The following is a 20,844-nucleotide window of genomic DNA, read 5'->3' on the forward strand; positions in this document are numbered from 1 at the left end:
TCGACAGGGGGCAACAGTCATGCCGGGCCCGGAGGCCAGCGGCCCTCTTGCAGGACCGCGAAAAAGATAACGGGGGGCGGGGGGAGGGGAGAGGAGGAACGGCCGAGATCAGCCGGAGGCCAGGGACAGCCCGGCATCCGTCGCGGCGTCGAAGCCGTCGTCGACGGCGACCACGTCCCGTCCGGCGGCATCGAGCAGGGAGGCGGCGATCGCCGCGCGCATCCCGCCCGCGCAGTGCACCCACACCGTCCCGTCCGGCACCTCGCCGATACGGCCGTGCAGTTCGTGGATCGGGATGTGGACCGAGCCCTCGATGAAGCCGCCCGCGCGCTCCGAGTCCCGGCGCACGTCCAGGACGACGAGGTCGTCGCCGCGCTCACGGACGTCGGCGAGGTCGGCGAAGCGGGCGCGGGGGAAGGAGGCGAGCTGCTCACCGGCGCGGATCCAGCCGGCCGGATCACCGGTGGCGGCGGCGGCCGGGCGGTCGATGCCCACCCGGGCCAGCTCCCGCTGCGCGTCGGTGATCTGCTCCGGAGTGTCGGCGAGCAGGGTGACAGGCTTGCCCCACGGGATCAGCCAGGCCAGGTAAGTGGCGAGCTTGCCGTCGCCCTCGAAGTTGAACGACCCGGCCACGTGCCCGTCGGCGAAGGCCATGCGGCTGCGCAGGTCCACCACCCACTCGCCCGCGGCCAGCCGGGAGGCGATCTCCTCGCCGTCCGCTCGCCGGGGCGGGGTGAGGTCGACCGGCGCGGGGCCCGCGGCGTTGGCCGGGCCCATGTGCGCGTAGTAGGCGGGCACGTCCTCCAGCCCGGCGAGCATCTGCGCGACGAAGGTGTCCACGTCCAGGGTGAGCGCGTCGTTGCTGGTGCGTTCCTTGCCGATCGTGGTCGCGTCCCCCTCGGCCTGCGAGGAGGAGCAGAAGCTGCCGAACCCGTGGGTGGGCAGCACCGGCACCTCGTCGTCCAGTTCGGCTACCAGGCGGTGGGCGGAGGCGTGCTGGGCCCGGGCCAGCTGCTCGGTCAGCCGCGGCTCCACCAGGTCGGGGCGGCCCACCGTGCCGATCAGCAGCGACCCGCCGGTGAACGCCGCGACCCCGCGCCCGTCCTCCTCCAGGACGTAGGAGGTGTGGTGCGGGGTGTGCCCGGGGGTCGCGATCGCGCGCAGTACCAGACCCGTGTCCACGCCCGCGGTGTCGCCGTCGGCGACCGCTGTGCGGGCGAAGGACACGTGCGCCCCTGCCGGCACCAGGTACTGGGCGCCGGTGACGCGGGCCAGCTCCAGGCCGCCGGTGATGTAGTCGTTGTGCACGTGGGTCTCCGCCACGTACGCGATGCGCACCCCGCGCCTGGCGGCGGCGGCGATCACCTGGTCGATGTCGCGCGGCGGGTCGACGACCACCGCGGCGCTGGGACCGCCGGCCAGGTAGCTGCGGTTGCCCAGGCCCTCGAATTCCAGGGTGTCAACGAAGAACACGACTACGACTCCTCTCGAGCGATGTACCCCCGGGGGTATCTTTGCCCACTTTAACAGCTATACCTAGGGGGGTATTCCGCCCGGGATGACGGCACCCCGCTCACGACGTCGCCCGGCGTCCGTCGGGTACCCGGCGGGGTATGGGGGAATCGGCCGTTCCGCACTACTCGGGAGGGTCCGGATCCATGGTTCTCAGCGGGCGAGCGCGGCGCCGGCGAGGTGGCCGGCCGGGGTGCCGGCGGGCGGCTGGAACGGACGGCTGCGCGCAACCTCGGCGGCGCCTGCGCCCGCAGGGGCGCGGCTCGTCGGGGCGTCGGGCCAGGGTGCGCGCAGGGCCGGGGCGTGAGCGGGGACGGCGGCCGGCACGGCGGTAGGTGTGGCGCCAGGACAGGTGGTCGGTCAGGGCCGCGGTCAGGGGTGCGAAGACGGGGGAGGCCAGGCCGCCGGCGAGCGTGACGACGGTCAGGGCGCGCACGTGTCGGAGCCGCGCCAACTGTCAGCAGGCCGACTGTGCCGATCGACGAGCCGGCGGTCATGACGGTGCGCGGGCCGCGCCGGTCGAGGATGCGGCCGACGCGGATTCCGGCGAGGGCGGAGACGACGAGGCCGGGGGAGAACGCCGCGGTGGTCGCCCCGGCCGGTCAGCCGGTCGCCGCGGTGATCTGCGGGTTGAGGACGGGGAAGGCGTAGTGGACGACGCCCCAGCTCACGATCTGCGTGGCGCAGAGGGCGGGAAGGGCGGCGCGGGGCCGCGACCGGTCCCCTGTTCCGGTCGCGGCCCCACTGCCACGGGTGTGCAGGTCGGTCACGAGCCGCAGCAGCCGCCCGCCGGCGCCTGGTCGGTGGCTGCCCCGGCCGCGGCGGGCGCGCCGAGCTGGACGAGCCGGGGTGCGGGCGCGCAACAGCCGCCGCCGTCGCCGGCCTGCTGGGTGTCGGGGGCGTCGAAGAGGCCGGCTCCGCCGCAGACTCCGGTCTCGGGCAGGGTGAGTTCGACGCGGTCGGCGGAGGCGAGGTCGCCGGCGATCGCGGCGGCGACGGAGCGGACCTGCTCGTAGCCGGTCATCGCGAGGAAGGTCGGAGCGCGGCCGTAGGCCTTCATGCCGACCAGGTACACGCCCTGTTCGGGGTGGGAGAGCTCGCGGTGGCCGTGCGGGTAGACGGTGCCGCAGGAGTGCTGGTTGGGGTCGATCAGCGGTGCCAGGGCCACGGGCGCCTGGAGGCGCTCGTCCAGGCCGAGGCGCAGTTCGCCGAGGAAGGACAGGTCGGGGCGGAAGCCGGTCAGGACGATCACCTCGTCGACCGGGTCAAGGCGGCGGCCGTCCTCGCCGGCCAGGACCAGGCGGCCGTCGGTGTCGCGCTCGATCGCCTCGGTGCGGAAGCCGGTGACCGCGTCGGCGTGGCCCTCGTCGACGGCGGCCTTCGCCGCGAGGCCCAGGGCGCCGCGGGCGGGTAGCTGGTCGGCGGTGCCGCCGCCGAAGGTGGAGCCCGAGATGCCGCGGCGCAGGATCCACACGCCCTTCGTGCCCGAGCCGTCGTCGGACTCGGCGAGGTCGGCGAGGTAGGCGAGAGCGGTGAAGGCGGAGGCGCCGGAGCCGATCACGGCGGTGCGCCTGCCCGCGAACCGGGCGCGGACGGCCGGGTCCCTGAGGTCCGGGACGCGGTAGGTGATGCGGTCGGCGGCCGCGCGCTCTCCCAGGGCCGCGAGTCCGCTGCCGCCGGCCGGGGACGGCGTGGCCCAGGTGCCGGAGGCGTCGATGACGGCGCGGGCGAAGAGACGCTCCTCACGGCCGTCGGCGTGGGCGACGTGCACGACGAACGGCTGCTGCTCGCGGCCGGCGTCCACGATGCGGTCGCGGCCGGTGCGCGAGACACCGGTGACGGTGGTGTCCAGGCGGACGCGGTCGCCGAGGACGTCGGCGAGCGGCCGCAGGTAGGACTCGGCCCAGTCGCCGCCGGAGGGGTAGGCGGCCGGGTCGGGCCGGGTCCAGCCGGTGGGGGCGAGGAGCTTCTCGGCGGCCGGGTCGATGACCTCGCCCCAGGTGGAGAACAGGCGCACGTGCGACCACTCGCGTACCGCGGCACCGGCTGCCTGGCCGGCTTCCAGGACCAGGGGTTCGACGCCCTGGTCGATCAGGTGGGCGGCGGCGGCCAGACCGACGGGGCCGGCCCCGATGACGACGACGGGCAGTTCGGTGGTGGCGGGCGCGTTCACGGCGACTCCTCGCGTGTTTCGACGTCTGTCGATGGCTTGCGCGGCCCAGCATGGCACCTGTATTGATGAGCGTCAACATAGACATTCATCGAATTCAGGGGTACTCGCTGATGGAGCACAGTGACGTGGCCGTCGTCGGCGGCCCGGGCCGCGTCGGGGTGCCCGGGTCGGCGTTCGTCGGGCTGGAGTGGCAGCGCAGCCTGTCGTGGGCCGGGACGCGGAGCGGATGGCCCGGCGCCTGGCCGCCCGTCTCGCGCGGCGGTGACGAGCCTTCCCCCGCTGGTTCGACATATGTCAACATAGATGCATGTCGAACACGAAGGTGCTGCCGCTGCTCGAAGCCGACGGCCAGGGCGTCGTGCCGTGCTGCCCGCCGCTGACCGAGCGCCCGATGACCGCCGACGAGGCCGAGACGGCCGCGCGGATGTTCAAGGCGCTCGGTGACCCGGTCCGCCTGCGGCTGTTCTCCGCCGTGGCCTCGCACGAGGGCGGCGAGGCGTGCGTGTGCGACATCTCCGACGTCGGCGTCTCCCAGCCCACCGTCTCCCACCACCTGAAGAAGCTCAAGGAAGCCGGCCTGCTCACCTCCGAGCGGCGCGGAACCTGGGTGTACTACCGCGTCGAGCCGTCCGTGCTGGCCGCCATGGGCCGGCTGCTGGTGGGTGCCCAGGCTGCGGCATGACCGCATCCGGACTCCCCTCGGCGACGCCCGGGGACGCCGCGGCGGAGGGCGGCCGGCCGGGCTCCGCCCGGCCCGTGCGGACTGGAGCGGTGTGCCGTCGCGGCCGGGTTCATCACGGTCACGGCTACCGTCAGGTCCGGGAGGCCGGGCAGGGGACCGAACCGCGGGGACTCCATGGGCGCCCGTGTCCGCCTCGGCCATGAGGCGGTCGCCGTCATGAACCCGGCTGGGCGGTGCTGAACTTCTTGCGCCAGGCCAGGGACACGTAGATCAGGCCGACCAGGATCGGAACCTCGATCAGCGGGCCGACCACGCCGGACAGGGCCTGGCCGGAGGTGACGCCGAAGGTGGCGATGGCGACGGCGATGGCGAGCTCGAAGTTGTTGCCGGCGGCGGTGAACGCGAGGGTGGTGGTGCGCTCGTAATTCAGGCCGATCGCCTTGCCCAGGGCGAAGGTGCCGAACCACATCGTGGCGAAGTAGACGAGCAGTGGCAGCGCGATGCGGGCGACGTCCAGCGGCTGCGAGGTGATGGTCTTGCCCTGCAGGGCGAAGAGGATGACGATCGTGAAGAGCAGGCCGTACAGCCCCCAGGGGCCGATCCTCGGCAGGAACTTCCGCTCATAGCTCTCGCGGCCCATCCTCTTCTCGCCGATCCGGCGGGTGAGGAAGCCGGCCAGCAGCGGGACGCCCAGGAAGACGACGACGTTGAGGGCGATCTCCCACAGGGAGATGTCGAGGTGCTCTCCGTTGCCCAGGCCCAGCCGGCCGGGCAGCAGGTCGAGGTAGAACCAGCCGAGCAGGCCGAACGCGAGGACCTGGAACACCGAGTTCAGCGCGACGAGCACGGCCGCGGCCTCGCGGTCGCCGCAGGCCAGGTCGTTCCAGATGATGACCATGGCGATGCAGCGGGCCAGACCGACGATGATCAGACCGGTGCGGTACTCGGGCAGGTCCGGCAGGAAGATCCAGGCCAGGGCGAACATCACCGCCGGGCCGACGAGCCAGTTGGCGACCAGCGAGGAGGTCATCAGCTTCCGGTCGCCGGTGACCGCGTCCAGCCGGTCGTAGCGGACCTTGGCGAGCACCGGGTACATCATGATCAGCAGACCGACGGCGATGGGCAGGGAGATGCCGCCGGCCTCCACCTCCGCCAGGGCGTCGTTCAGCCCGGGGACGGCGCGGCCCAGGCCGAGGCCCACGGCCATGGCGAGCAGGATCCACACCGCGAGGAAGCGGTCGAGGGTCGACATCCTCGCGGCGACCGACGTTTCCGCGCCGGTGGACGCGGGTGCTTCGGTGCGGGTCACGGACAGGCCCTCTTGTTCCCGGCGGCGTTACGGGCGGACTCGGCCAGCTCGGCGAACCCGTCGGCGAGCGAGGCGAGGACGTCGGGGCGCAGCTTGTAGTACGTGTACCGGCCGCACGGCTCCGTCTCCACCACCCCGGCCTCGCGCAGCACCCTCAGGTGGTTGGACAGGTTGGTCTGCCGGGCCCCGGTCTCCTCCACCAGGTGGGTGGTGCACAGCGTCTCCCGGGCGAGCAGGGTCACGATCTGGAGCCTGAGCGGGTCGGCCAGCACCCGGATCAGGTCAGTGTCGACTGACGTCAGCATGCGCTGATACTGTCACATCAGCCGACGCTGATACCAGTCCGGGCTGACCTGATCGGAAGGTCTCTCATGCCCGCCCTCCAGGCCGCCGACATCGTGATCACCATGGGCTGCGGGGATGCCGGGCCCGCACCACCTGCCACTCACCCCGTGAAGGAAGAACGCATGTCCTCCACCCCGCTCGCCTCCGTGCTGTTCGTCTGCGTCCACAACGCCGGCCGCTCCCAGATGGCCGCCGGATTCCTCCACCACCTCGCCGGCGACCGTGTGGAGGTCCGCTCCGCAGGCTCCCTCCCCGGCGACCGGGTCAACCCGGCCGCCGTCGAGGCCATGAGGGAAGTCGGCATCGACATCGCCGACGCCCGGCCGAAGATCCTCACCACGGAGGCGGTCCAGGCGTCCGACTACGTCATCACCATGGGCTGCGGCGACGCCTGCCCCGTCTTCCCCGGCAGGAAGTACCTCGACTGGGCCCTGGAAGACCCCGCCGGCAAGGGCGTCGAAGCCGTCCGCCCCATCCGCGACGAGATCAAGACCCGCATCGAGGCGCTCATCGCCGAGATCGACGCGCAGCAGAAGGCGTGACCCGCGGCACTGGGCTTCCGGCCGGCTGTGCGTACTGGGCCCGAACGCCCCGTCCCTGGCCGGGGTAGGGTCCGGATGTGCGTTGATCTCCCGGGCGGCAGCCAAGTGCGGCCGCAGACGGTGCGGGGCGCCCCTCGAGCAAGGGGCCGCCCCGGCAGGCATACCCGTCATCACCTCGCGGAGATCTCCACCATGACCGCTCAGCAGTTCCTCACCTACGACGCGTTCGTCGAACTCGCCACCGCGGACCCGGCCGTCGTCGGCCTCGTCCTCAAAGGCTCCCGAGCCCACGACGGCATGATCACCCGGTACTCCGACCACGATCTGTACGTGGTCCTCGCCGATGGCGCCGTCACCGAGCTCGCCGGGCTCGCGGGCCGCCGCACCGCCGGGCTGGACCTCGTCATCGTCTCCCTCACCGAGTTCCGCGCAGCCGGGATGCCCGGCCACGAACGCTACGCCCTCGCCCGTGCCCGGGTCGTGCTCGACCGGCTCGACGGAGACATCGCCCGGCTTCTCGCCGACAAGGCACGCCTGGGTGCCGATGAGGCGTTCCAACACGCCGGTGGCCTGCTCGACGCCTACGCCAACTCGCTCTACCGCTCCGTCAAGAACCACCGGGACGGACACGCCCTCGCCGCTCGCCTCGACGCCGCCGACAGCATGCGGTTCCTGCTCGAACTGCTCTTCGCTCTCGACCGCCGTACCCGCCCCTACAACAAGTACCTGGAGTGGGAGCTCGGCCGGTTCCCGCTCCCGGGCTGGGACACCGGCGCGTTGCTCCACGCCGTGGACCGTGTCTCTGCGACAGGCGACGTAGCGCCGCAGCGGCACCTGTTCGCCCTTGTCGAGACGGCGGCCCGAGAGGCCGGGCTCGGCGGGGTCCTGGACGCCTGGGGCGAGGACCTGGACCTCATGCGACCGTGACACCGGGGCGGAGAGACTCCCCGCGGCCGTGGGCCACGGCCGCGGGGGGTGCCCTGGCACTCCTCTCCCCGACCGCGTGCTCGCTACGAGGTGACGTCGGCCCACAAGTCGGTGCTGTGGGCTTCGACGAGGGCGCTGATGCGGGTGAGGGCGTCGCCGGCCGGCTGCGGGGCGAGCCGGCGTCCGTCGCGCAAGCGCAGTGCGACGTGACCGTCAGCGGCCTCCCTGGCGCCGATGACGGCCTGGTAGGGGACCAGGCGGGCCTCCCGGATACGGGCGCCCAGGCTGCCGCGGTCCGGTCCCGCGATCCGGGCGCGCAGTCCGAGGCGGGTGCAGCGTCGGGCGAGGGCTGCGGCGTCCGGCCGTTCGGTGTCGGAGACCGGGAGGATGACCAGCTGGGTGGGGGAGAGCCAGGCGGGGAAGGCACCGCCGTGCTGTTCGACGAGATGGGCGACGGCACGTTCCACGCTGCCGATGATGCTGCGGTGGACCATCACCGGGCGGTGTCCGGCGCCGTCCGCTCCGATGTAGCGCAGGTCGAACCGCTCGGGCTGGTGGAAGTCGACCTGGACGGTGGACAGGGTGGACTCCCGGCCGGCACCGTCGGCGACCTGGACGTCGATCTTCGGGCCGTAGAACGCGGCCTCTCCCTCGGCTGCCTCGTAGGGCAGGCCCGAGCGGTCGAGGACGTCGGTCAGCAGGGCGGTGGACCGCCGCCACTTCTCGGGGGCGGCGACGTACTTGCCGCCGGGGCCCGGGAGGGAGAGCCGGTGACGAGCGGGGGTGATGCCGAGCGCCTGGTACGCCCGGCGGATCATCTCCAGCGCGGCCCGCGCCTCCTCGGCGACCTGGTCCAGGGTGCAGAAGATGTGCGCGTCGTTGAGCTGGATGGCCCGTACCCGGGTCAGCCCGCCGAGCACCCCGGAGAGTTCGGAGCGGTACATGCCGCCCAGTTCCGCCATCCGCAGGGGCAGTTCGCGGTAGCTCCGGGAGCGGGAGCGGTAGATCACCGCGTGATGAGGGCACAGGCTCGGCCGCAGGACGACCTGCTCCCCGCCCAGCTCCATCGGGGGGAACATGTCGTCGCTGTAGTGCTCCCAGTGCCCGGAGATCTCGTACAGCTCCCGCTTGCCGAGGACCGGCGAGTACACGTGCTGGTAGCCCGCCCGCCGTTCGGCGGCGCGAATGTACTCCTCCAGGGTGTGCCTGAGGGCCGCGCCGTCGGGCAGCCAGTACGGCAGGCCGGCGCCGATCAGGGGGTCGGTGTCGAACAGGCCCAGTTCACGGCCGAGCCTGCGGTGGTCGTGCACGGTGGTCATCGCGGTCTCCTCGCTGGCGGCGGGGCAGGTGACCGGGCCCACGACGAAGCCCCGGGGCACTTGCCCCGGGGCTTGGGATCAGGTCGTCCGTCAGCGCGCCGGGACACTCTCCGGCGTCGTCGTCACAGCGGCGCGTTTCATGCCGCAGACGCTAGCAGGACGCCGCGACGTCCACACGGCCATTCCCGCCCAGCCGGCGCCCGAGGTCGCCCGTCCACCGCAGGGCCGGGCCCGGAGCCGCGTGATCTGCTTGAGCCGGTCGACCAGCCCGTGCGCCTGGACGCCGTACCCGCCGGTGACGACCAGCGGGTACGGCGTGCCGATGGCGAGGACGTCGGACAGCGGGCGGCGGTGCAGGTCGGTGAGGTTCACGCGGCGGCGGACGGCTGACGGGCGAGCTCGGGGAAGGCGTCCTCCCACACGTCGCGGATGGGCCGGCTGACCAGGGTGCGCAGCGCGGGCCACTGGGCGGCGAGCAGGTCGCCGTTCAGGTGGGTGAGGAGGTCGTGGCGTTGCCCCTCGGCCAGGACGGTCCGGTAGAGGCTCATCCGCTGACGCGGCCGGTCCAGGTCGTACGCGCGCAGCCCGGACCAGGCGATGTGCAGCGGCAGCTCGACCTGCCCGTGCACCGGCCCGGTCAGCTCGTCCAGCCGGCCGGGCAGCCGGCCCGCGTACCGGGCACGCAGCACCTCGGCGGCGGACGGCTCGGGCGGGCGGGAGTACTGCGGATCCATGCCCCGCATCATCCCTCCGTTCCGTCGAAGTCCGCCGGGTGCGTCGATGACGTGAAGCGGGGCGGCGCCCGCGCCTGTCGGCGTCACGGCGGGTCACACGCGGGACTCCAGGCGGTGGGCGCGGGCGCCGAGGTGGCGGCGCTCGGGGGCGCTGGTGGTGCGGCGGGCGGCTTCGCGGTAGGAGGCGGCCGCGGCCTCGTGCTCGCCGAGGAGTTCGAGGAAGTGGGCGCGGGTGGCGAGGAGGCGGTGGTGGCGGGCCGTGCGGTGGTCGGTCTCCAGCGCGGTGATCAGGTCGAGTCCGGCGGCCGGGCCGTGGACCATGGCGACGGCGACCGCGCGGTTGAGGGAGACCATCGGGTTCGGCCCGAACTGTTCCAGCATGTCGTACAGGGCGAGGATCTGAGGCCAGTCGGTGGCGTCGGTGGTCTCGGCCTCGTCGTGCACGGCCGCGATGGCCGCCTGCAGCTGGTACGGGCCGACCCGGCCGCGCGGCAGGGTGCGGCTGATCAGGTCGACTCCCTCGGCGATGGCACGGCGGTCCCACCGGGAGCGTTCCTGTTCCGCCAGCGGCACCACCTCGCCGGAGGGGCCGGTGCGGGCGGGGCGGCGCGCGTCGGTGAGCAGCATCAGCGCGAGGAGGCCCGCGGTCTCGGTGTCGTCGGGCACCAGGCGGTGCAGCATCCGGGTGAGCCGGATCGCTTCGGCGGACAGTTCCGGCGCGGTCAGGCCGGCACCGTCGGTCCCGCCGGTGGTGGTGTACCCCTCGTTGAAGACCAGGTAGAGCACGTGCCGCACCTCGGCCAGCCGCTCGGTGAGATCGGCACCCTCGGGCACGGCCAGGGGGATGCCGGACGCCTTGACGGTCTGCTTGGCCCGGCTGACGCGCTGAGCCATGGTCGCCTCGGGCACCAGGAAGGCCGCGGCGATCTGCGCGGTGGTCAGGCCGCCGACCGCGCAGGGTCAGCGCGATCCGGCTGGCCGGCGACAGCGCGGGGTGGCAGCACAGGAACAGCAGGGCGAGCGAGTCGTCCCGGTCCGCGTCGGGCACGGTGTCGGCGGCGTGGCCGAGCAGTTCGGCCTGCGGGGTGGCCAGGGCGAGGCTGTCCTCGCGGCGCCGGCGCGCGCTGTCGCTGCGGATGTGGTCGACCAGCTTGCGGGAGGCGACGGTGACCAGCCAGCCCCGGGGGTTGTCCGGGACGCCGGCCCCGGGCCATTGCAGGGCGGCCGCCAGCAGAGCTTCCTGGACCGCGTCCTCGCACGTGTCGAAGGCGCCGTAGCGGCGTACGAGCACGCCGAGGACCTGCGGCGCCAGCTCGCGCAGCAGGTCCTCGGCGGGGTGGTGCGCGGCGGTCACACGTCCGCCGCGGACTCGTGCAGCACCGGCCACAGCTCGACCGGCTCCACGTCGGCGAACGGCATGTCCGCCGCGATCTCCCGCGCCCGCTCCGGGCTGTCGCAGTCCAGCAGGTAGAAGCTGGCGATGTACTCCTTGGTCTCCAGGTACGGGCCGTCGGTGACCGCCGGGACGCCGTCCTCGCGGCGCACGAGCTGGGCGTTGGCCGCGTCCGCCAGGCCGTAGGCGCCGAGGAGTTCACCGCTCTCGCGGTACTTCGTGTTGAACGCCTCCTGCTTGGCGATCGCCTCGGGCCACTCCTCGGCCGGGAAGGAGTCCCACTTGGCCTGGTTGCCGTAGATCATCGCGACGTACTTCATCCCGGGTGTCCCCTCGCTCCCGCGCGCTCCGTCGGCGCGCTGTCATCCCTCGGTCGGAGCGGGAGACGGCTCCTCGACATCCGACGACGACGTTCTTCGGATTTCTTCGACATCTTTTTCCCGCGCCGCCGTCGAGCAGCCCGAACACCGGAGCGACGCGAGTGATCAACCTACAACCCGGCCGCCCGCCCTCCCGGCCGACGGCGTAGTCCTGGGGCTGGTCGCTCCGGAACCGGGGACCGTCTGTGCTGCTACGGCTGCCTGCGGGCGGGCGCTCTAGACTGCCGGACATTCGAGCTCCGAATGGCATCGATCCCGGGGGGCCAGGGGTGGACGGGGGACAGCCGCAGCCACATGAGGCAGCGGACGCCGCGCAGTTCGTCGCGGCAATGCGACAGTTACGGCAGTGGGCGCACGTGAGTTACCGCGAGTTGGAACGGCGGGCCGAGGCTGCCGGAGACGTGCTTCCGCGCGCCACACTCGCCGGTGCGTTGAGCCGGGCGGAGCTCCCTCGGGAGGAGCTGCTGGCCGCCTTCGTCCGGGCCTGCGGCGGGGACCGCGGCACCGTCGAGGCGTGGGTGGGTGTTCGCAAGCGCCTGGCTGTCGACTCCGAGCGGCGTCCTTCCGTGGTCGAGGCGTCCGGGCTTCCGGCCGTGGCCGAACCGTCCGCCCGCGGGCTGCCGGCAGCCGGCCCGGAGCCGCGGAGCGTGGGGCTCCCGGATCCGCACGACGGCTCGCTCGACGGGCCGGGTGAGCCGGGGAGGGCGAGTACCGGCACACCGGCGACGGAAGGCGAGGAGTCCCGTCCCGGCGGGAAGGGCACGGAGGCCGCGCAGCCCGCCGCGGCTGCCGCTGACCGGGCGGCGGCGGTGGTCCCTGCGGAGGGCGAGAGGGACGCGGACACCGGCACGGCCGCGGCGGGTACGGCTGTGCCGCAGGAGGAAACGGCCGCCGCAGGGGCGGGAGCGGACAGCTCGTCGGCGGGGACGGAGGATGCCGGGCGGCGCCTTGCGCGCCGGCGCGGTCCGCTTCTCGTCGCCGTCCTGGCTGTGCTCCTGTCGGCCGGCGTGACCGGGATCGTCCTGGCTCCCGATGACGGCTCCGGTGATCCGCGTACGCCCCCGGCAAGCACGCCCCCGCCAGGTCCGACTGCCGTCGTCACGGTCACCCCGTCGAACACGTCCGGCCAGGCCCCGGACAGCACCGCCTCCGGGCCGGCGGCCGAGCCCGCCGGCAAGGACAGGCCCGCACCGGCGACCACACGGCAGGCCCCGCCGCCCACCCCGTCCGGGAGCACGGCCCGGCCCGGTAGGCCCGAGCCGCAGCGGACCTCGCGGCGGCCGGAGTCGACGCCGTACGAACCACCGCTTCCCTACGATCCCTACGAACCGCCTCCGTCGTCGACCCCACCCGCCCAGGGCGGTGATCCCTTCCCCGAAGAGACCTGCTGGGACGTCACCAACGACTGTGTCTGACCGGACCGTCATGGGCCGGTCCTATGCGGCGATGTGACGGTAGCCGAGGACCTGTGAGGCCGGCGGCAGCGGCGCGACGGTGACCGTGCTGCCGGAGCGGGGGGCGTGGATGACCTTGCCGTCACCGATGTAGAGGGCGACGTGGCCGCCGCCGTAGCTGATCACCAAGTCGCCGGGGACGAGGTGCGGGCGGGTGGTGGCGTTGCCGGCGTGGAGCTGCTGCCAGGTGGTCCGCGGGATGCGCACACCGGCGGCTTTCCACGACTGCATGATCAGGCCGGAGCAGTCGTAACCGTTCGGGCCGGTCGCACCCCAGATGTAGGGCTTTCCGAGCTGCGCCCTGGCGAAGGCGACCGCTGCGGCGGCGCGTCCCTTCGCGGCGGGCCGTCGGCTCCCGGGGAATGTTTCCTTGCCCGATGGGTTCTCGCGGGACGTCTCCTTGCCGGACCTGTCGGACGCGGGACGCTTCGCGGGGGCGGGCTCGGACAGCTTCGTGGCCGTGCCGCCGGCGGCCGCGGCTCCGGGCGCCAGGCGCAGGGTGTCACCGGCGTAGATGAGCGTCGACCGGCCCAGCTCGTTGAGGCGTTGGAGCTCCTCGACCGTGGTGTCGTGACGCTCGGCCAGCGCGAAGAGTGTGTCGCCGGGCCGCAGTACCACTGCCGTGGGCGCGGCGGGTCCGGGACGGGGCTCGGTCCGTGCGGGTGCCGGCGGCGGTTCCGGCGCCTCCTCCACCAGCACCGACCGGTCGGGCGGCGCGGCAGTGGGGGAGGCCCCCTGCAGGCTGAGGAGCGCGCCGAGGAGCACGCAGACGATCCCGGTCACACCCAGGGCCAGCGCGGTCCGCGTGAACCGTACGGCCTTGCGCACTCCTGTCCGGGTGCGTGAGGGGCGGGCGTGTCGGCCGCGGGCCGGGCGCAGTGCCTTGCCGGCCCGGCGGAGGGCCGGCCGTATCTGCGGTGTCATCTCACACTCCGTTCGCAGGTTCCCGAGAGGGCTGGAACGGAGCCTTTTCCGCCGGTGGTCGTCCGGCAAGATCTCCTGCCCTCCGGGACAGTCCGAGACGCACCAGGACACCTCAAGACGCTGCCCCGCCCCCTCGTAGGAGGCGCTCGGACACGGGCTGACCTGGGCGGACACACCCGGACTGTCCGGGCCGCCGCCGACCGTTGTCCACGGGGCACCGCGCCGGGAGGCTCTTAACAGCCGGCCGGCAGCGGCTCTGGCGACCGGGGTCGGAGACGACACGGCCCTGCGCCCTCGTCCCCGCGGTTGTCCGCCGCGGAGGACGCCCGCCGGTCACGGCATTCACCGCGGGGACCACAGGGGCTCACCGCCCCTGTCATCTCCTGCCTCTTCGTCCGAGCGATCCAAGGAGCACTGGTGTGAACACTCCACGCGTCACCAAGGTCCGCGCTCTTGCCATCACCGCCGTCGGCGGACTGCTGGCCGGCGCCGTAGCCGTTCTCAGCCCCGCGCAGGCCACCGAGGCCGCGTCGAGCTGCAAGCCCAAGCGCGTCACCGTCTACCCCGGGGAGAGGGTCCCCCCGCGCCTGCGCTTGGGCGAAGTGAACTTCGACGTGACCGTCTGCCCCACGGAGGACGCGGCCGGCTGGAGCACACAGGCCGGCGCCGCCACGAACGGGACGGGCAACTCGGTCGGCTACCTCCTCGAGTCGGCCGCACTGCGGGTCAACTCCACGGCCGAGAACAGCAAGAGCCGGACCGCCACGTACACCGGCAGCTTCACCGTGAAGGACTGCGTTCCCGTCACCCTGTGGCCCTGCACCCGTACGCACCGGGTCGACGTGGGATTCGCCCTCGTCGCCTACAAGAAGAGCGGCAAGGTCAGCCTCGTCTACGGCGGCGGCGTCAAGAGCACGATGCCGCTCGGCATGGCCCTGTACCGCACCCCGTGAACCGGCGCACACCTCCCCGGACACACTCCCGCCCTGCTCACCTCGGAGGACATTCGTGAGATTCACCCGCCTTGCCACCGCCACCGCCGCCTGCGGCCTCGTCGTCGGCGCGATCGCCACCGCGACCAGCGCCCAGGGAACAGCGGCCCCCACCGACACCGCCGCCGCCTGCGAGAACGCGCAGGTCACCCGCTACCCCGGCTCGCTGCTCTCGCCCCGCTACGGGGAATGGAACATGAACGTGCTGGCCTGCCCCACCAAGAGCCCGGGCACCTGGACGAAGACGTCGGGCATCGAGCTCAACGCCACCGCGTCGAACCTCGGCATGACCGTCGTCGAGGACTCCAAGCTCCGCGTCATCGAAACCGGCCAGAACAGGTGGAACCGGTTCGCCCGCTACGAAGCCACCTTCCAGTCACGCACCTGCGTGCCCAAGGTGGGATGGCCGTGCAAGAGCCCCGGTACCTGGAAGGTCCGATTCACCGTCACCGCGGACAGGAAGAGCCATCAGGTGAAGGTCTACACGCACCGAGGCAGCACACCGGACCACACCTTCGTCCTGTGGCCCACCCCCTAGCCTGGGCAGGCCCGCGGAGCCGGCCGATGAAGTAGCCGAGCAGGGCAGTGTCCCGGGCGTACACCGTCCCGGGGCACTGCCCTGGCGAAACCGGCTCCGATTCGCCTCCCGCATCGGCTGAACTTTACGGAACAGACGGCTACCTCAGCCAAGTGCGGAGGGTGGGCGGCGCCGCGCCGCGCTCCGCACTGTCTCCACGGACCTTGGCCACACCACGGCACTTGGTGGCGGTCGCGCGGTCTGTTCCGTAAAGTTAAAGCAGGTACGGACACGGTGGATTCCCGTGACCCGGCCCGTTTTCCCGGTGTGCGCCACCGGTGTCCCCGAGGTTCCTGGAGTGGTCAGGTGAGAGCGGCGAACCAAGCACCCGACCCGTACGCGATCCTGCGCGACTGGCTGGCCGGAGCCTACCTGCGGCCCGACGGCCAGGAGGTCCGCGGACGCGCCTGGGACGAGGACACCCGGTACCGCTACGGACTGATTCTCGCCGGTATCGACGCCCCCGCCGGATGGCACGGGGACTGGTTCACCCATATCGGTGACCTCGTCTGGCACTTCGACCCCCGGCACATCAAGGACTGGGCGGCCCGGCTCACCAACCTCGACGGCAGCCCCATGGCCGCCGCCTCCCGCGGCCGCGCCGTCTCCGCCGTCCGCAGCTTCTACACCCACTGCGAAGAAGACCTCGGCGCCGCCCGCTGGAACCTCCCCCCGCGCCGCCAGCTCGCCGGCCCCACCCCGCCCGCGCCCCGCGAACAGCTCACCCGCTTCCAGACCGACGCCCTGCGCACCGCCGCCGACCGCTACCGCGGCCCCCACCCCGAACGCGCCCGGCTCGCCGTCTACATGACCCTCGCGGGCCTGCGCCCCGGCCAGTCCATCGCCGTCGTCGTCCAGCACGTCCAGCGCCACAACCAGGCCGGCCCCACCTGGCGCCTGCCCGCCAAGAACAACAGCGCCTCCGCCGTCACCCACCCCCACCCCATCCCCCGGCCGGTGGTCTGGGCCCTGGACGAGTACCTGCCCGTACGCACCCACAAGGCCCCGCACTCCACCGGGACCACCGGCCCCCTGCTGCTCTCCCGCACGGGACGCGGTCTCGACCGGGTCACCTTCCCCCGGCTCCTGCGCGACGTCGCCGCCACCCACCCCGACCTCGCCGAGATCTCCTCGTCCCTCCTCCCCGATGTCGTCGCCCACTCACCGAGCCCCTTCGCCGACGAGACAGGGAGCGGTTCCGGCACGACGTAGCGGTCCTCGGGGTCGGCCGGTGCCCGTGCGGTGGAGCCCGTCGTTCCCGCGGGCCGCCACGGTCGCCACCTGCCCAGCCCTTGAACGCCCCCGTACGAACCCGAGCCCCCACAAGTCAGCCACGACGGCGGCCGGGCCGACCGGGCAGGCGCGCGTGTGCCACCCGCGCCACAGAGGACACCAGCCACGCTTCCCTGTTGTCGCCCACGCCCGCCCTCGGCGGCCCGCACACGGACGACGGCAGCGTCCGGACACACCCGAGGACCGGCGCCCGCGCCGGCCCGCAGGGCTCCCCGGGGACCGGCGCGCCCCACGACTTTCGTGCATGAAGAACTCGCAGTCATCAACGCGGCCTTGACCTGCGAAAACGCGGAATGTGATCCGATCCTGGAGTCGGCATACCCGACTCCAGGATCGGCTTTGCCGACTCCAGAGTCGGATTGATCCGATCCTGGAGTCGGATCATCCCGACTCCAGGATCGGATCAGATAGCCATGAGCACACTGCTCGCCCGGTCAATCGATCCGACTGTGCGGCGGGATCACTTAGCAATGTGGTAATGCTCTTCCTGGTAAGTGATCCGTTCCCGAGCCTGATCGCTTCCCGGCCCCATACCGACTTCCAGGGACGGCCCTCACATGGCAGAGCAGGCGCGGAAGATCCTCGCCCTGGTCGATCAGGACACAGGCGAGGTCGAGGAGGTGCACCGCGCCAGCTATGCCTTCGACGGAGCCCACGTCAACGTGGGCATCCGCAGGGGCCGGGAACTGGCCTCGGCCGCATCGGGCCTGACCGACCGGGAGTTCCGCGTCCTGGTCTGGTACTGGTTCGCCACGGAGACGAGCGAGGAGGCCGTCATGCGGACGGGTGCCGATATCTCGGCAGAACTCGGCATGAGCCCGGATGCTCTGTCGAGAGCGGTGAAGGTTCTCAAACAGGCTCGGCTGCTGGTCGAGGCGGGCGGGCTCGGGCGGACCACCTTCTACAGGTGCACGCCCTACCTCGCCTTCATCGGCACCGGCTTCGCGCACCGTGACGCCGTGAAGGACTGGAACCCGCCGGAGACCAGGGTGCGCGAGCCCCGTGACCGCCGGCGCCGGAGGAAGGGCGAGGCCTGATGAGGATTCATGATGCGGAAGACGTCCAGTACCTGCTCAGGAAGACAGGGCGCGTCCTCAGTCCCAACCAGCGGATCGTCGTCATGCTCTACGCGTCCTCGGAGCAGCGGCGCGACGGAACGGTCATGATCAAGGCCAGTGAGCTGGCGGTCACCGCGGGGATGACGCCGCCGGTGCTGTCCCGCACGCGCAAGGAACTGCTCGAGGCGGGCTGGCTGGAGGTCACCGGCAGCGTGGGCAGCGTCAAGCACTACCGGCTCGCGCCGGCCCTGTTCGAGGACCGGGGCCCCGCCGGGCGTCACCTGCGGGCGGTCGGCGGCTGACGGCAGACCGGTGAAGCGACCCGACTCCGGAGTCGGGTCGCTTCGCTTGTGGGCGGCGTGAGCCGCGTTTCGCGGGTCGTGTGCGTCCGGGGTCGCCCGTCAGAGGCGGAAGATCTCCGTGAAGCGGGTGAGGAGGCGCGGGGGGCCCTCGATGTGGAGGTCGGGGGAGGTGAGGGCCTCGGCGGGGGGCAGGGTGCCGCGCATGAGGTCGAGGACGGGGCGGCCGGCGCGGGTCTCGATGGTCAGGCCGGGGTCGGGGTGCGGGCCGTGGCCGACCGTGAGGGAGGGGCCGTCGATGTCCAGCCGGAACGTGGCGTCCGCCATGCGCACCTCGTAGGAGAGGGTGTCCTCGCCCGCGGCCTCGGGGCGGAAGGCCGTGTGGAAGGACAGGGCGCGGCTCTCGGTGGTGATGATCTCGCCGGGGCGGGGCTCGGTCATGCCGCGGGCACCCCAGCGGCCGAGGGCGGTCACGGCGGGCTGGAGTTCCTGGCCGTGCTCGGTGAGCTCGTAGACGACGCCGCGGTCGGGGTGGGGCAGTGCGCGGCGGACGGCGACGCCGTTGGCCTCGAGCTGCTTGAGGCGGGTGGCCAGGACGTTGGTCGGGATGTTCGGCAGGCCGTTGCGCAGGTCGGTGTAGCGCTTCGGGCCGAGGAGGAGGTCCCGGACGATCAGCAGCGTCCAGCGTTCACCGATTACTTCCATCGCCCGGGCGAGTCCGCAGAACTGTCCGTACTCCTTGACCGTCATGCTTCACATCCTAGTTCCTGCACCATAGAAGGAACACAGCTTGTCTTTTGCAAGTAGACTTCGTTCCGCATAGTCTGTTGCCCCGGCAGGACTGACACAGGAAAGCGGGAGACGGTATGTCCTTTCAGGCGTATCTGGACAAGATCGAGGACAAGACGGGCCTGACGCCGCGTCAGTTCATGGCGCTCGCGGAGGAACGCGGGTACGACAGCCCGGACACCAAGGCCGGCACCATCCTGGAGTGGCTCAAGGAGGACTACGACCTGGGCCGCGGGCACGGGATGGCGCTCGTGCACGTCATCAAGAACGGCGCGAAGATCTCCGACAAGCACGTCGGCTCGGGCGGAACCCACCGGGACGAGTCGGACACGCTCTGGCTCGACGGCAAGGCGAACCGCCCCTGAGCCGGGCGCGGGACCGGCGGCCTCCGGCGGGCCCGGTCCGCGTCCTCCACGTGACGAACGCGGGATGACCGCCGCTCCACCGGGAGCGGCGGTCATCCCGCGTTCGCGGTGTCGGCGTCAGTTCCCGGGCCGCTGGCGGCGGGCGGCGGACGTCAGCAGGGCCGCGCAGACCACGCCGAGGACCGCCAGCGAGGTCCCGGCCCACATGGCGTCGGCGTAGCGCAGGGGCGCGCCCGTCGCCGCCGGGTAGAGGAAGGCGCCGATCACGGCGATCCCGGCGGCGGCCCCCAGCTGCTGGGCGGTGCTGAGCACGCCCGAGCCGGCGCCGGCGTCCTGGGGCGGCACCTGGGCGAGTACGACGCCGGTGAGCAGGGGCACGATCATCCCGTTGCCGAGTCCGTAGACCGCGAAGGAGACCGTCAGCGGCAGGACCACGGCGTCCGGTGTGCCCAGGCCGACGGTCGCGAGCGCTCCGGCGAGACCGGCCGCGGTCAGGGCGGCGGCGACGACGAGCACCCGGAGGCCGAAGCGCCTCTGCAGGGCGGGGGCCAGGCGTGATCCGGCGGCGATGGCGACGGCCGCCGGGGTGAAGACGAGGCCGGCGACGGCCGGGCTCAGACGCGACTCGTCCTGGAGGTAGAGGCCGAGCATGACGGCGAACGGCACGCTCGACATGTACAGCAGGAAGTTCAGCAGCACGCCCAGGCCGAAGGTCCGGCCGGCGAAGAGCCGGACCGGGAGCAGCACGGCGCGGTCCCCCCGTTCGCGCCGTGTCTGGTGGGCGACGAAGACGGTGAGGAGCAGGGCCGCGGCGGCGAGCAGGACAGGTCCTGCGGGCAGGAAGCTCCCTTCCTGAAGGGCCGCGAGCGGCAGCAGGAGCAGGGCGAAACCGGTGGCGCTCAGCGCGATGCCGGCACCGTCGATGCCCTGCCCGGCGCGCGCGGCGCGGTCGGCCGGCAGGGTCCGGGCGATGGCGAGGTGGGCGACGGCGCACAGGGGCACCGCGACGAGGAAGACGGGACGCCACCCGAGGCCCAGCAGGTCCCAGGAGGGGATCGCGCCGCCGAGCACCTGCCCGCAGATCATGCCCAGGCTCATGGAGACGCCGTACCAGGACAGGGCCCTGGCCCGTTCGGCGGGCGGGAACTGGACCCGGATCAGGGCCAGTACCTGGGGCTGGAGCACGGCCGCGGCGGCGCCCTGCGCGAGGCGCGCGACGATCAGCACGGCGGGCGACCACGCCAGCGCGCACGCCAGTGAGGTGACGGCGAACAGGGCGAGGCCGACGCGGTACACGCGGCGGCGGCCGAAGAGGTCGCCCAGCCGTCCGCCGGTGATCAGGCCCAGTCCGTAGACGAGGCTGTACCCGCCGACCACGGCCTGGAACTCCAGCGGCGCCAGCGTGAACGACCGGTTGATCGAGGGCGCGGCGAGGTTGACGCAGAACTGGTCGAACAGGGAGAGGAAGGGGCCGACGGCCAGGACGGCGAGCGCCTGCCACCGGCGGGGGTTCAGCGGTGCCCCGTCCGCCTGCCCGGGCGGGACGGGGGACGGGGGGCGGCCGGGCGCGCCGGGGGCGAGAACCGCGGGAACCGGTTTCACGAGACTCTTCTCCTCACACGGCCGGCCTTGCCCGCCGGTCCGGTGACCGGGCGGACCGGCGGTTCATCAAACTCACCGCGTACCGGTCCCACAAGCGGACTTGGCGAAGTCTTCGCAACCGCCGCCGGTTGCGGCGGCTTGTGCAACTCCGCGTGGACAGCGCCGGAAGAGCGCC

20 protein-coding genes and 2 pseudogenes are annotated in these 20,844 nt (G+C 72.6%); 9 read left to right on the plus strand and 13 right to left on the minus strand.

Features of this window, described 5'->3' with window-relative positions; genetic code table 11:
* Window positions 1-108: 108 nt before the first annotated feature.
* The 3 genes and pseudogenes from IE172_RS25735 to IE172_RS25745 all read right to left on the minus strand — a co-directional run bounded on the left by IE172_RS25735 (window position 109) and on the right by IE172_RS25745 (window position 3,685).
* Window positions 109-1,473 (minus strand): MBL fold metallo-hydrolase, encoded by a 1,365-nt coding sequence (locus IE172_RS25735; protein WP_190099696.1) that lies wholly within the window; start codon window positions 1,471-1,473, stop codon window positions 109-111.
* A gap of 249 nt (window positions 1,474-1,722) precedes the next feature.
* Window positions 1,723-2,282: pseudogene (locus IE172_RS25740) on the minus strand (MFS transporter); the annotation flags it as partial.
* The gene (locus tag IE172_RS25745; protein WP_190099697.1) at window positions 2,279-3,685 is read right to left on the minus strand and encodes an NAD(P)-binding domain-containing protein; all 1,407 of its coding nucleotides are present in this window, start codon (window positions 3,683-3,685) and stop codon (window positions 2,279-2,281) included. The pseudogene IE172_RS25740 and the gene IE172_RS25745, both read right to left, overlap by 4 nt.
* Before the next feature lie 307 nt (window positions 3,686-3,992).
* On the opposite strand from IE172_RS25745, the gene IE172_RS25750 reads away from it, so the two are divergent.
* Window positions 3,993-4,367 (plus strand): ArsR/SmtB family transcription factor, encoded by a 375-nt coding sequence (locus tag IE172_RS25750; RefSeq protein WP_190099698.1) that lies wholly within the window; start codon window positions 3,993-3,995, stop codon window positions 4,365-4,367.
* Window positions 4,368-4,581: 214 nt separating this feature from the next.
* On the opposite strand, the gene arsB is transcribed toward IE172_RS25750, so the two are convergent.
* Window positions 4,582-5,676, minus strand: a complete 1,095-nt coding sequence (arsB, locus tag IE172_RS25755) for an ACR3 family arsenite efflux transporter (RefSeq protein ID WP_190099699.1) — start codon at window positions 5,674-5,676, stop codon at window positions 4,582-4,584.
* Window positions 5,673-5,981 carry an ArsR/SmtB family transcription factor gene (locus IE172_RS25760; protein WP_190099700.1) on the minus strand — a complete coding sequence of 103 codons (309 nt, stop codon included), beginning with the start codon at window positions 5,979-5,981 and terminating at the stop codon, window positions 5,673-5,675. Before IE172_RS25760 ends, arsB begins: the two co-directional genes overlap by 4 nt.
* 162 nt (window positions 5,982-6,143) lie before the next feature.
* Here IE172_RS25760 and IE172_RS25765 point away from each other — a divergent pair, with 162 nt between their 5' ends.
* Together IE172_RS25765 and IE172_RS25770 are read left to right on the plus strand one after the other, a co-directional pair.
* Window positions 6,144-6,563: an arsenate reductase ArsC gene (locus IE172_RS25765; RefSeq protein WP_190099701.1), complete on the plus strand. Its 420-nt coding sequence runs from the start codon at window positions 6,144-6,146 to the stop codon at window positions 6,561-6,563.
* Between the two features lie 192 nt (window positions 6,564-6,755).
* Window positions 6,756-7,490, plus strand: a complete 735-nt coding sequence (locus IE172_RS25770) for a hypothetical protein (RefSeq protein WP_190099702.1) — start codon at window positions 6,756-6,758, stop codon at window positions 7,488-7,490.
* 83 nt (window positions 7,491-7,573) lie between these two features.
* Here IE172_RS25770 and thrS read toward each other — a convergent pair whose 3' ends face one another.
* The 6 genes and pseudogenes from thrS to IE172_RS34800 all read right to left on the minus strand — a co-directional run bounded on the left by thrS (window position 7,574) and on the right by IE172_RS34800 (window position 13,694).
* Window positions 7,574-8,800, minus strand: a complete 1,227-nt coding sequence (gene thrS / locus IE172_RS25775; protein WP_190099844.1) for a threonine--tRNA ligase — start codon at window positions 8,798-8,800, stop codon at window positions 7,574-7,576.
* A gap of 99 nt (window positions 8,801-8,899) precedes the next feature.
* A complete protein-coding gene (locus IE172_RS25780; protein WP_190099703.1) occupies window positions 8,900-9,181 on the minus strand; it encodes a hypothetical protein in 282 nt (93 codons plus the stop codon).
* Window positions 9,178-9,543 carry a hypothetical protein gene (locus IE172_RS25785; protein ID WP_190099704.1) on the minus strand — a complete coding sequence of 122 codons (366 nt, stop codon included), beginning with the start codon at window positions 9,541-9,543 and terminating at the stop codon, window positions 9,178-9,180. The genes IE172_RS25780 and IE172_RS25785 overlap by 4 nt, the downstream gene beginning before the upstream one ends.
* 93 nt (window positions 9,544-9,636) lie before the next feature.
* Window positions 9,637-10,897 (minus strand): annotated as a pseudogene (locus IE172_RS25790) (RNA polymerase sigma factor).
* The gene (locus tag IE172_RS25795; protein ID WP_190099705.1) at window positions 10,894-11,256 is read right to left on the minus strand and encodes a YciI family protein; all 363 of its coding nucleotides are present in this window, start codon (window positions 11,254-11,256) and stop codon (window positions 10,894-10,896) included. Before IE172_RS25795 ends, IE172_RS25790 begins: the two are co-directional and overlap by 4 nt.
* A 1,496-nt stretch (window positions 11,257-12,752) precedes the next feature.
* Entirely contained in the window at window positions 12,753-13,694 is a 942-nt protein-coding gene (locus IE172_RS34800; protein ID WP_229886389.1) for a C40 family peptidase, read from the minus strand.
* Between the two features lie 419 nt (window positions 13,695-14,113).
* Here IE172_RS34800 and IE172_RS25805 point away from each other — a divergent pair, with 419 nt between their 5' ends.
* The 5 genes from IE172_RS25805 (at window position 14,114) to IE172_RS25825 (ending at window position 17,916) form a co-directional block, all read left to right on the plus strand.
* The gene (locus IE172_RS25805) at window positions 14,114-14,647 is read left to right on the plus strand and encodes a hypothetical protein (RefSeq protein ID WP_190099706.1); all 534 of its coding nucleotides are present in this window, start codon (window positions 14,114-14,116) and stop codon (window positions 14,645-14,647) included.
* 55 nt (window positions 14,648-14,702) lie between these two features.
* The gene (locus tag IE172_RS25810; RefSeq protein ID WP_190099707.1) at window positions 14,703-15,224 is read left to right on the plus strand and encodes a hypothetical protein; all 522 of its coding nucleotides are present in this window, start codon (window positions 14,703-14,705) and stop codon (window positions 15,222-15,224) included.
* Between the two features lie 345 nt (window positions 15,225-15,569).
* A complete protein-coding gene (locus IE172_RS25815) occupies window positions 15,570-16,475 on the plus strand; it encodes a site-specific integrase (protein ID WP_190099708.1) in 906 nt (301 codons plus the stop codon).
* 638 nt (window positions 16,476-17,113) lie between these two features.
* Window positions 17,114-17,593: a MarR family transcriptional regulator gene (locus IE172_RS25820; protein WP_190099709.1), complete on the plus strand. Its 480-nt coding sequence runs from the start codon at window positions 17,114-17,116 to the stop codon at window positions 17,591-17,593.
* Window positions 17,593-17,916, plus strand: a complete 324-nt coding sequence (locus IE172_RS25825) for a cyclic nucleotide-binding domain-containing protein (protein ID WP_228969458.1) — start codon at window positions 17,593-17,595, stop codon at window positions 17,914-17,916. Before IE172_RS25820 ends, IE172_RS25825 begins: the two co-directional genes overlap by 1 nt.
* Window positions 17,917-18,015: 99 nt before the next feature.
* On the opposite strand, the gene IE172_RS25830 is transcribed toward IE172_RS25825, so the two are convergent.
* Complete coding sequence (locus tag IE172_RS25830; protein ID WP_190099710.1) at window positions 18,016-18,663, minus strand: winged helix-turn-helix transcriptional regulator; 648 nt, start codon at window positions 18,661-18,663, stop codon at window positions 18,016-18,018.
* Window positions 18,664-18,779: 116 nt separating this feature from the next.
* Between IE172_RS25830 and IE172_RS25835 the strand changes: the two genes are divergently transcribed.
* On the plus strand, window positions 18,780-19,067 hold the full coding sequence (locus IE172_RS25835; RefSeq protein WP_190099711.1) for a DUF4287 domain-containing protein: 288 nt from the start codon (window positions 18,780-18,782) through the stop codon (window positions 19,065-19,067).
* 117 nt (window positions 19,068-19,184) lie between these two features.
* Here the strand turns inward: IE172_RS25835 and IE172_RS25840 are convergent, their stop codons facing one another.
* Window positions 19,185-20,669: an MFS transporter gene (locus IE172_RS25840; RefSeq protein WP_190099712.1), complete on the minus strand. Its 1,485-nt coding sequence runs from the start codon at window positions 20,667-20,669 to the stop codon at window positions 19,185-19,187.
* Window positions 20,670-20,844: the final 175 nt, after the last annotated feature.

It is taken from the genome of Streptomyces griseoflavus (assembly GCF_014649995.1).
GTDB lineage: Bacteria > Actinomycetota > Actinomycetes > Streptomycetales > Streptomycetaceae > Streptomyces > Streptomyces griseoflavus.